General features: G+C 69.7%; 11 protein-coding genes and 1 pseudogene. 5 read left to right on the top strand and 7 right to left on the bottom strand.

Annotation, left to right across the window (positions count from 1 at the left end; translation table 11 throughout):
* Positions 1-207 (top strand): annotated as a pseudogene (locus EQG76_RS24990) (winged helix-turn-helix domain-containing protein); the annotation flags it as partial.
* Positions 208-226: 19 nt separating this feature from the next.
* Here EQG76_RS24990 and dctP read toward each other — a convergent pair.
* From dctP to EQG76_RS24955, 7 genes are all read right to left on the bottom strand, one after another.
* Positions 227-1,222 (bottom strand): TRAP transporter substrate-binding protein DctP, encoded by a 996-nt coding sequence (dctP, locus tag EQG76_RS24985; RefSeq protein ID WP_159717345.1) that lies wholly within the window; start codon positions 1,220-1,222, stop codon positions 227-229.
* A 107-nt stretch (positions 1,223-1,329) separates the two neighbouring features.
* Complete coding sequence (gene rfaE1 / locus EQG76_RS24980; RefSeq protein WP_159717343.1) at positions 1,330-2,778, bottom strand: D-glycero-beta-D-manno-heptose-7-phosphate kinase; 1,449 nt, start codon at positions 2,776-2,778, stop codon at positions 1,330-1,332.
* Positions 2,775-3,755 carry an ADP-glyceromanno-heptose 6-epimerase gene (rfaD, locus tag EQG76_RS24975; protein ID WP_159717341.1) on the bottom strand — a complete coding sequence of 327 codons (981 nt, stop codon included), beginning with the start codon at positions 3,753-3,755 and terminating at the stop codon, positions 2,775-2,777. The genes rfaE1 and rfaD overlap by 4 nt, the downstream gene beginning before the upstream one ends.
* Positions 3,752-4,393: a PqiC family protein gene (locus EQG76_RS24970; protein WP_159717339.1), complete on the bottom strand. Its 642-nt coding sequence runs from the start codon at positions 4,391-4,393 to the stop codon at positions 3,752-3,754. The genes rfaD and EQG76_RS24970 overlap by 4 nt, the downstream gene beginning before the upstream one ends.
* A complete protein-coding gene (locus EQG76_RS24965) occupies positions 4,393-6,069 on the bottom strand; it encodes a PqiB family protein (RefSeq protein ID WP_159717337.1) in 1,677 nt (558 codons plus the stop codon). Before EQG76_RS24965 ends, EQG76_RS24970 begins: the two co-directional genes overlap by 1 nt.
* Entirely contained in the window at positions 6,066-7,319 is a 1,254-nt protein-coding gene (locus tag EQG76_RS24960) for a paraquat-inducible protein A (RefSeq protein ID WP_159717335.1), read from the bottom strand. The genes EQG76_RS24965 and EQG76_RS24960 overlap by 4 nt, the downstream gene beginning before the upstream one ends.
* Before the next feature lie 46 nt (positions 7,320-7,365).
* Entirely contained in the window at positions 7,366-8,286 is a 921-nt protein-coding gene (locus EQG76_RS24955) for a LysR family transcriptional regulator (RefSeq protein ID WP_235031552.1), read from the bottom strand.
* A 125-nt stretch (positions 8,287-8,411) separates the two neighbouring features.
* On the opposite strand from EQG76_RS24955, the gene EQG76_RS24950 reads away from it, so the two are divergent.
* From EQG76_RS24950 to EQG76_RS33680, 4 genes are all read left to right on the top strand, one after another.
* Positions 8,412-8,999 carry a YceI family protein gene (locus tag EQG76_RS24950; protein WP_159717333.1) on the top strand — a complete coding sequence of 196 codons (588 nt, stop codon included), beginning with the start codon at positions 8,412-8,414 and terminating at the stop codon, positions 8,997-8,999.
* Between the two features lie 35 nt (positions 9,000-9,034).
* Positions 9,035-9,655 carry a YceI family protein gene (locus tag EQG76_RS24945; protein WP_159717331.1) on the top strand — a complete coding sequence of 207 codons (621 nt, stop codon included), beginning with the start codon at positions 9,035-9,037 and terminating at the stop codon, positions 9,653-9,655.
* An 11-nt stretch (positions 9,656-9,666) separates the two neighbouring features.
* Complete coding sequence (locus tag EQG76_RS24940) at positions 9,667-10,224, top strand: cytochrome b (RefSeq protein WP_159717329.1); 558 nt, start codon at positions 9,667-9,669, stop codon at positions 10,222-10,224.
* The coding region (locus EQG76_RS33680; protein ID WP_407925569.1) for a YceI family protein at positions 10,221-10,491 on the top strand (271 nt) is incomplete at its 3' end. The genes EQG76_RS24940 and EQG76_RS33680, both read left to right, overlap by 4 nt.

Here is a 10,491-nt window from a genome sequence, read left to right as displayed (position 1 = left end):
GTCGACCTCAAGGCCGAGCGCGCCACCGGCTGCCTGCTGGTCCGCTCCGCTCATCTGGAGCCGGCCAGCGAACCGGGTGCGACCGCCACCGCACTGGCGCAGGAACTTGCGGCACTGGCCAGCTGGCTCGGGCTGCCACGGGTCAGGGTCGAGCCGGAGACCCAGTTCGACCGCCTGCTCCGCACAGCCCTGGCCCCGCTCGCTTGAGCAGGCTGGCGCGCCCGCCCTACCCGGCGGCGGCGCGCTCCACGGCGCGCACCAAGTCCTCGCCGATCTCCGCCTGGAACTCGGTGACGACCGGCCGGGTTGCATCGATCCAGACCTGACGCTCGTCCGGCCGCAGGGCGACCGCTTGGCAAGCGCCCGAGCGCAGGATGGCTTCCCGGGCGTCCCGGTCCTCCTGATCGGCCAGCCCGGCGACCTCCTGGCGGGCGTCTTCCATCGCGGTCCGGAACGCGGCACGCAGGTCCTCGGGCAGGGCGCGCCAGAACTCGGTTGAGACCACCGGCATAGAGCCCAGCACGCCGTGCCCGGTCTCGGTCACGAACGGCTGGAGCCGGAACAGCTCGGCCCGGGCGAGCCCGGCCCAGCTCGTCTCCAGACCGTCGACCCGGCCGCCCACCAGCGCGTCGCCGAACTCGGCATGGGGAAGCGGTACCGGTACGGCATCCAGGATCTCGAACTGGCGGGCCAGCGGCACCGAGGCCGCCGTGGCAAAACGCAGCCCCCCGGCATCCGCGGGCAGCCGCAGCGCCCGGGTGGCGGACAGCTGCTTTGGTCCCTCCCGCCAGTAGGCCAAGCCCACGAAGCTCAGGCGCTCGACTGAGACCCGCAGGGCCAGCGCCGCCTCGCTCGCCTGGAACTGGTCGAACATCGCGGTGGAGCGGAACAGGAAGGGCAGGTCGAACAGCTGGAAGCTCTTGGCGTAGCGCCCGAAGTGGGACAGCGGCGGTGCGATGATCTGCACCTGGCCCAGCGCCAGCGCCTCCATCTCGTCCTGCGGGGGCACGAGTTCGCTGTTGGGGAACAGTTCCACCCGCACCCGGCCGCCGGTCAGCGCCTCGATCCGCTGCCGGAACAGCTCCGCACCCCGACCCTTGGGCGTGGTCGGCGCCTCGGCATGGCTGAAGCGGACCACCTGTTCCTGCGCGCGCAGGGCGCGCGGCGCTGCCACGGATCCCGCCGCCGCGGCACCGGATGCCAGGAAGCTGCGGCGGTCCATCGGCTGGATCCTCGGGGAGTGCATGGCGATCATCTGGCGCGCCGCCTGAGGAGCGGCCAGGGTGCGGTCCGCAGGGGCGGACATCCGATGCATGGAAGCCACGACCGTCAGTGCCGGGGCCCGCGCTCGAGCAGGGCGGTGGTGCTCAGGCCGGGCTGGATCTCCGCCAGGTAGAGCTCGCCGCCCCACTCGGCCAGCTCCCTCGCCCCCACCACCTGATCGGGGCGATAGTCCGCACCCTTGATTAGGAGCTCCGGGCGCAGCGTGGTGATCAGGCGCAGCGGCGTGTCCTCGGCGAACGGCACCACCAGGTCGACATCGGCCAGTGCGGCCAGTACCCGCGCCCGGTCCGCCAGCCGGTTGGCTGGCCGGCCCGGGCCCTTCAGGCGCGTGACCGAGGCGTCGTCGTTCAGTCCGACCACCAGCAGGTCGCAGCGCGCCTTCGCGGCATGCAGGTAGGCGACATGGCCGGCATGCAGCAGGTCGAAGCAGCCATTGGTGAAGCCGACCCGCCGGCCCTTGCGCCTTGCATCCGCGACGATCTCGGCGGCGCGCTCCAGCTCCACCACCTTGCCATGCGCTGGTGCCAGGGCCGCCATCAGGTCGGCGCGCCCGACCGGCACCGTGCCGATCCGGGTCACCGCGATCGAGCCTGCGAGATTGGCGAGTCTGGCGGCCTCGGCCAGATCGCTGCCCGCGGCCAGGCCAGCGGCCAGCGTCGCGATCACCGTGTCCCCAGCGCCGACCACGTCGAACACCTCGCGGCGGATGCCCGGGATCCGGGTGGCGCCCGCACTGGTCGCGAGCAGCATGCCATCGGAGCCCAGCGTCGCCAGCACGGCATCGCTTCCGATGCTGGTCCGCAAGGCCTGGGCGGCATGCTCGACCGCCCCGTCGTCCCCGGTGGGGACCCCGCTGGCCTCGGTGAGCTCGCGCCGGTTGGGCGTCAGCACGGTGGCACCGCGGTAGCGCGCATAGTCGCGCCCCTTGGGATCGACCAGCACCGGCCGGCCCGCCGCCCGCGCCCGCGCGATCACCTGCTCCACCAGTGCCGGCGGCAGTGCGCCCTTGGCATAGTCCGACAGGACGATCGCCCGGACGTCGCCGATCTTCTCGTCCAGCCAGTCCAGGATCGTCGCGATGCCCTCCTGATTGAGCACCGCCCGGTTCTCCCGGTCCACCCGCAGGAGCTGCTGGCCGCCGCCCCAGTACCGGGTCTTGACCGTGGTGGCGCGGCCCTCCTGGCGCCACAGGATCGCACCGGCCGGCGCCAGCTCGGCCAGCATCCCGGCGATCTCGTCGCCCTCGGCATCGGCACCGACCATGCCGGCCGCAGCGACCTGGGCGCCAAGCGCGTGGAGGTTCGCCACCACGTTGCCCGCCCCGCCGATCCGGGTCTCCTCCCGGCCCATCTCCAGGACCGGGATCGGCGCCTCGGGCGAGATCCGCCCGACCTGACCGAACACCGCACGGTCGAGCATCAGGTCGCCGATCACCATGACCTGCACGTCGGCCAGGCGGTGCAGCAGGGTCTCGCTCGTGATGGTCGGGTTCATCGATACGGGTCCGCACGCAGCAGGCTGTCCTGCACGTAACGCCTGACCCCCTCCTCCAGTGGCGTCGGCTGGAGCGGGCAGCCGGCGGCGCGCAGCCGGTCCAGCCGGGCCTCGGTGAAGTACTGGTAGTGCTGGCGCAGCCGCTCGGGCATGTCGACGAACTCGATCGCCGGCTCCCTGCCGACCGCCTGGAATACGGCGTAGGCCAGCTCCAGGAAGCTGCGCGCGCGGCCGCTGCCGACGTTGAAGATGCCGGAGCGGTCCGGGTGGTCGTAGAGCCACATCATCACCTGGACCACGTCGTCCACCCAGACGAAGTCACGGCGCTGGTCCCCGTCCGCCACGCCCTGGCGATGGCTCCTGAACAGCCGGCAGACCCCGGTTTCCTGGATCTGCTTCAGGAATTGCGGCACCACCGACTGCTGGCCGCCTTTATGCCATTCGTTGGGGCCATAGACGTTGAAGAACTTGAGCCCGGCCCATTGCGGCGGCAGCTTCTGGCCGCGCCCGGCCAGGTCCACGATCCGCCGATCCACCATCAGCTTGGACCAGCCATAGGCGTTGCGCGGGCGAAGCTCGCTGAAGCGGAGTGGATCGTCGTCGAAGCCGGCCTCGCCGTCGCCATAGGTGGCGGCCGAGCTGGCATAGACCAGCCGGGTGCGGTGGCTGGCGCACCAGTCGACCAGGTCCAGCGTGGTGCGGATGTTCTCCTGGACGATCAGGTCGGCATCGCGCTCGTCCGTCGACGAGAGGGCACCCAGGTGGAACACCGCCTCGACCTCGCCGGCATGGCGGTCCAGCCAGCCGAACAGCCTGTCCGGGCGGATCACGTCGGCCAGCCGCCGCTTGGCGATGTTCTGCCACTTGTCGCCGCTGCCCAGGCGATCGCAGCAGACAAGGTCGGGCAGGCCGCGCGCATCCAGCGCTGCCAGCAGCACCGAGCCGATGAAGCCTGCCCCTCCGGTCACCAGGATCACGACGATCGCCTCCGCTCGTTGCCAGGTCCCGCTTCTGCCACCGCCTCGGCCAGCCGTGCGGCGATCTCGCCGCTCAGATCGGCCACTGCGTGGCTCATCCCGTCGACGATGGCACCATAGTCGCCGGGCGTGGCCTCCTGCGCGAGCAGGCTGTGCTCGGTGAGCAGGAGCCGGCCGTTGTGGTCGAACATCCGCCAGCGCGCATCCAGAGTGATGCGCCCAGCCGAGTCCACATCGAAGCGCAGCACGTTCAGGTCGAGCTCGATGCTGGGCTCGAGCCCACGATTGTTCGGCACGGTCACCACATGCTCGCCACCCAGGCGCCGGCGCAGGTTCTCGGTCAGCACCTCACTGAACATCAGCTCAAGCTGCTCCGACCACTGGTCGAACTCGGACATCGTCATCCGGGTCTCGGTAACCCGGGTGACGATCTGTGGCCGGTCCAGATAGTCGGGAAAGCCCACGGGCGAGATGCCGAGCAGCCTGATCGGTGAGCTGACGGCCGCGTCCATCTCGACAGCCGGGATCATCTGGTAGTAGCGGGTCGGTGCGGTGGTGCCGGCGCAGCCCACCAGGATGCAGGCGGCCAGGATCCAGGCAGCCGGAACGCAGGCGGGCAGCCGCCTCGGGTTGCTCATCAGTACCGGCCTCCTGGCTTGCCGCGCAGCAGCGCCTCGGGATGGCGCTCCAGATAGTCGGCGAGGTCGCGCACCGAGCGCGCGGTCTGGGTCAGCTCGCTCATCAGCCGGTTCAGGTCGCGCTGGGTGGTCGAGCGCGGGCCCATCAGGCTGTCGGCCGAGCGGGCCGCATCTCCCAGGGCGCCCACGGTGCGCTCCAGCTCGGCCAGCAGCGGCGTGGCGGAACGGTCCAGATTACCGGTCAGGTCCGAGAGCCGCACCAGCACCTGGTTCAGGTTCGTCAGCGAACTCTGCAGTTCGCCCGAGCCGGCGATAGCCGCGATCGATGCGGCCGTGGCGCGGAGCTGCTCGGTCAGGTCCGCGATCGGCAGGTCCGCCACCTTCTCCATGATGCCGGTGAGCGAGCGTTCCAGCGTGTCCAGGCTGCTCGGGATGGTCGGCATCACCGCAAGCTCGCCCTCCTGGCCGAGCTCGGCCGGCGGCGCGTCAGGCACCAGGTCCAGCGAGACCACCATCTGGCCGGTGATCAGGTTGCCGGTGGCGAGCTGCGCACGCAGGCCGCGCTGCACCAGAGCTGCGAGCTGCGCATGTGACTGGCCGGCCTCACCGCTCCTGGTCAGCTCGTCCGCGTGGATGAGCCGCACACGCTGCGGCTCGATCTCGTAGATCACCGGGATGCGCAGCCGGTGCGTGGCGACATCGTAGTCCAGCCGGACCTCGCGGACCGTGCCGATGCGGATGCCGCGGACCTCGACCGGTGCGCCCACCACGAGGCCACGCACCGAGCCCTGGAAATAAGAAACCAGCGGTATGCGCTCGGTGATCGCGCCCTGGTCCAGGTTGTCGGGCCCGTCGAACAGGGCGAAGGCCAAGCCCTCGGGCGCAATCTCGCCGCCCGGCGGCGCATCGAACACCACCCCGCCTCGCCACAGCGTCTCGAGATTGCCGATCGAGAAGCGCACTCCTTCCGCGCTCACGCTGAAATCGATGCCGCGCTCGCGCCAGAAGCGGCTGGTCGTGCGCACCAGCTCTGCAAAAGGCTGGCGGATGAACAGGTGGATGGCGAGATCCTCGCGGTCGGTCGGCGGCTCCACGTCGGTGATCTCGCCCACGGTGATGCCGCGGAACAGGACGGGGCTGCCGACCGACACGCCGCCGAGGCTGGCGGCCCGCAGGACGAAGGGGCGGCCGGGCATGTCCGAGCGCACCCGCGGCGGCGTCTCAAGCCCGCTGAATGTCGTCTCGGCGGCACCGCCGGCACCGGGATCCAGCTCGATATAGGCGCCGGACACCAGCGTCTCCAGCCCGGAGATCTGGCCGCCGCCGAAGCGCGGCCGCACCACCCAGAACCGGCTGGTTTCGCTGATCAGCCGCTCTGCCTCCGCCTGCACCTGGATCGTGACGTCGACGGATCGGAGGTCCTGGGCGATCGTGACCGAGTTGACCTGGCCGACATCGATGTCCCGATAGCGCAGCCTGGTCTTGCCCGCCTCGATGCCCGAGGCGGTCTGGAAGGTCACGGTGATCACCGGGCCGCGTGCGCTCCAGCTCGTCCAGCCGACCCACAGCGCCAGGGCCAGTGCGATCAGCGGCACCAGCCAGACGATGCCGAAGGTCTTGCGCGCGCGCGGCACCGCGCGGGCCGGCTCCGGCTGCTGCAGCGTCGGGTCGCTCATGCCCGATGCCAGAGGAAGTGCGGGTTGAAGGCCGCCGAGGCAAGCATGGTGAGGATCACGACCGCCGCGAAGGCCATTGCCCCGGCACCCGGAACGACCGTGGCCACGTTGCCCAGGTGAACCAGCGCCGTCAGCGTCCCGATCATGAAGATGTCGACCATCGACCAGCGCCCGACCAGCTCGACCAGACGATACACGCGGGTCTTGCGCCGGGCGACGTCCTTGTTCCGGCCGGGCGGCAGGATCAGCCAGCCGAGCGCCAGCATCTTGAGGATCGGCACCAGGATGCTCGCGGTGAATACCAGGGCCGCCACCGGATACATGCCGATCTGCCAGAGCTCGACCACCCCGCTCAGGATGGTGTCGGGCTGGCCGGAGCCGAAATAGATCACCGTCATGACCGGCAGGACGTTGGCCGGGATGTAGAGCACGACCGCGGCCAGCAGGAAGGCCAGCGAGGACTTCCAGGCATCCGGATCGTCCGCATAGACGCGGGCCCGGCAGCGCGGGCACCGGGCACCGTCGGCTCCGGTCGGCACCTGCAGCATCTGGCGGCAGGCATGGCAGCACATGAGCTGGCGGCCCCTCGGCACCTGCAGCACGTTTGGCCCCGCCTGGGCCATCAGCCCGTGCCAGACCGCCATCGGCTCGGCCCTGGCCTCGGCGGCGATTTCCAGCAGCACGGTGGCGACGAAGGCGTAGACCGCGATGCCCAGCTCGATATGGGCCAGGTCGATCAGCTTGACGTAGGCGACGATGATGCCGAGCAGGTAGATCTCCATCATCGCCCAAGGGCGCACCCCGCCGACGAACCGGTAGATCGGCCCGGCCAGCGGCCAGCGACGGCCGTGCCGCAGCGGCACCAGCACATAGAGCAGGCCCAGGATCTTCAGGGCAGGTGCGAGGGTGGCGACCAGGAACATGAGGGCACCTAGCGGCGCCATGTCCGCCTGCCAGAGCGCCCGGCTCGCCGAGAGCAGGGTGGTGGACTGCGTGAAGCCCTCGATGTCGAGGGTCATGAACGGCATCGTATTGGCGACCAGGAAGCTGATCGCGGCCGCGATCAGCAGGGCCACGGGCGCGTCCAGCTCGCCGGCGAAGGCGCCGAGGTCGGCATCGCAGCGCTGGCAGCGGAACTGGTGCCGCGTGTCGCCCGCGGGCACGGCCTGGATCCTGCCGCAGTCGTGGCAGGCCAGCACTGCGGTGCCGGGTGGAACGGCGGCGGACGGAACAGTAGTGGCCGCCATCATCGGGACGCCATGCCGGCCTCTTGCCGGTGCAGGCGGGCCGTGCTGCTCATGGCTCCCAGTAGGGCCTCCCGCCGAACCGCTCCACCAGGAAGTCGACGAAGCTGCGCACCTTGGGCGAGAGATGCCGGTTGGCGGGGAACACTGCGTAGATCGCGCGGTCCTGCGGCCGGTAGCTCGCCAGGATCTCGACCAGTCGCCCGTCGCGCAGCGCATCGCCGACAATGAAGGTCGGCAGCGCCACGATCCCCTGGCCGTCGATCGCGGCCTGCATCAGGATCATGCCGTTGTTGCTGCTGACCGGGCCCTTGACCCGCACCGTCCTGGGACCTCCTTCGTCCGCAAAGCGCCACTCGTCACGCTCCGCCGAATAGGCATAGATCAGGCAGTCGTGCCGGGCGAGGTCCTCCGGCCGTTCCGGGCGGCCACGCGCGGCCAGATAGGCGGGCGAGGCGACCAGCACTATGTGGGCGGGGGCCAGTCGGCGGGCCACGAGCGTGCTGTCCTTCAGCCGCCCGATCCGCACTGCCATGTCGAAGCCTTCCTCGATCAGGTCGATGACCCGGTCGTTGACCACGAGGTCGACCTGCACGTCGGGATGGCGGCGGCGATACTCGGCGATCGATGGGGCCAGATGCCGTTCGCTGAAGGTGACCGGGGCATTCACCCGCAGGAGGCCGCGCGGGTGGTCGTGGCTCTCGATCAGCCGGCCGTCCGCCTCATCGACGAGCTGGATGATCTCCTGGCAGCGGCGCAGATATTCCGCACCGATCTCGGTGAGGCCGATCTTGCGGGTGGTGCGGTTGAGCAGGCGCACGCCCAGCCTATCCTCGATGGCCGCCAGATGCTTGCTGACCATGGTCTTGGACATGCCGAGCGCCGCGGCCGCTGGGGCGAAGCCGCCCTTGTCCACGATGGTGGCGAATACCCGCATGCCGGTGAGCTGGTCCATGACCAGAGCGGATGACACAGCCATCATCCCTTGGGAAGAAACAATCCGTCGACCGGATGCGGCCTGTCGGCCGGCGGGCGGGCATGGCAGCCTCGCGACGATCGCCGGGCTGCACCGCCCTCATTGTCCCCAGAGGAGTCGCCATGAAGAAGCTGTTGCTCGCCGCCGCCCTGTCCCTCCCGCTGGCGGCGCCCGCCCTCGCGGCACCCGCCCCCTGGGCGATCGACAACAGCCATACCGCGATCACCTTCACGGTGGACCATCTCGGCTACTCGACCGTGCACGGCTTCTTCCGCGAGTTCACCGGCGAGCTCAGCCTCGACCCAGAGGCGCCCGAAACCTCCTCGGTCGCCTTCACCATCCAGACCGACAGCCTGGACACGCTGTTCGCCAAGCGCGATGAGCACCTGAAGAGCGCCGACTTCCTGGATGTCGCGAACTTCCCGACCATCACCTTCCAGAGCACCAAGGTCGAGCCCGTGGGGGACGACAGCGCCAAGGTGATCGGCGACCTCACGATCAAGGGCGTGACCAAGCCGGTGGTGCTGGACGTGAAGCTGAACAAGCTGGAGCCGAGCCCAATGACCAAGGTGGAGACCGCCGGCTTCACCGCTACCACCGTGATCAGCCGTTCCGACTTCGGCGTATCGGCCTTCGTGCCCGCGGTCGGCGACGAATTGACGGTGCGGATCGACACGGAGACCAGCCCCGCGGCCGCCGCGACCGAGTGAGCCGGCCGCTCCGGAACCCGACGAGGTATGGCATCATGAACCTTCGACCTTCGCTGGTCCGGTCCGGCCTCCTGCCGGCCATGGCGCTGGTCCGGTCCGGCCTGTTGCCGGCCGTGGCGCTGGCCTGCCTGGCAACGGTATTGCCGGGCTCGGCCATGGCGAAGGACTGGGTGGTCGATCCCGCGGCCAGCAGCCTGACGCTGACCATCCAACAGGGTCAGACCCCCATTGAGGCACGCTTCGAGCGCTTTGCGGCCGAGGTGAGCTTTGATCCGGCCGCCCTGGACCAGTCCAGGGTCACGGTCACGGTCGACCTCGGCTCGTTCACGTCCGGCGACAGCCAGCGCGACGGGCAGGCCAAGGGTCCGGACTTCCTCGACGTGGGCAGTGCGGCCGAGGCGGTCTACCGGACCATCTCCTTCGCGCCGCTCGGCGATGACCGTTACCAGGTCGAGGCCGAACTGGCGCTGAAGGGGGTGACCCGCGAACTCAGCCACGAAGCGACCATCACGGTTGATGGCGACCAAGCCCATGCCACGGGTACCGTTCCGATCGCCCGGACCGATTTCGGGGTCGGCACGGGCCAGTTCGCCACCGGCACCATGGTCGGGCTGGAGGTGCTGGTCGCGTTCGACCTTCAGGCTGCTGCCCGGTGAGATCCGGCCTGATGCGACTGCGCAACGGCTCTGAGCGGTTCGGCCTCGTGGCCAAGACCTTCCACTGGGGGATGGCCGCACTGGTCATCCCCTTGTGGGCGCTGGGCTGGTACATGGTCGGCCAGACCCAGGACCTGTTCTGGCAGTACGAGCTCTACCAGCTGCACAAGTCGTTCGGCTTCGTGGTGTTCGGCTTGGCCCTGCTGCGCCTGGCCTGGCGGATCTGGGACCCGCCGCCGCCCCTTCCGCCCACGATGAGCCGCCTGCACCGCCTGGGCGCCTATCTCTCGCACATCGCCTTCTACCTGCTCCTGCTCGGCCTGCCGGTGACCGGCTTCCTGATGAGCGCCGCGTCGCCGCTGGGGATCCCGACCGTGATCTTCGAAACGATCCCGGTCCCCCACCCGATCGCACCCTCCGAGGCCGCCTACGCGTGGCTGCGCTTGGTGCACTACTATCTCGCGATCACGCTGGCGGTTATCCTGGCAGCCCATGTGGGCGCGGCCCTGCATCACCATTTCATTTCGAAGGACAAGGTGTTGCTGCGCATGATCCCTTTCGGGCGCTGACGGTCGTCCTGCTCCTGCTGGCCGCACCTCGTGCGGACGCGGCGGTACGGAACTATGCGATCGATCCCGACCGGATCCGCATCGAGTTCATCGTCGATGCCACTGGCCTTGCCGCGGCGACCGGGACCATGCGCGTGCACCATGGCGAGCTCCTGCTGGACCCGGATCAACCGGAACAGGCGCGCCTGGAACTGGTGCTCGATGCCGCGTCGTTGGACATGGCATTTCCCGACTGGGACGAAGTCATCCGCGGCACCTCCTTCCTGA

This window comes from Geminicoccus flavidas, from assembly GCF_009806515.1.
GTDB lineage: Bacteria > Pseudomonadota > Alphaproteobacteria > Geminicoccales > Geminicoccaceae > Geminicoccus > Geminicoccus flavidus.
This window is presented reverse-complemented; position numbering and strand designations above follow the sequence as displayed.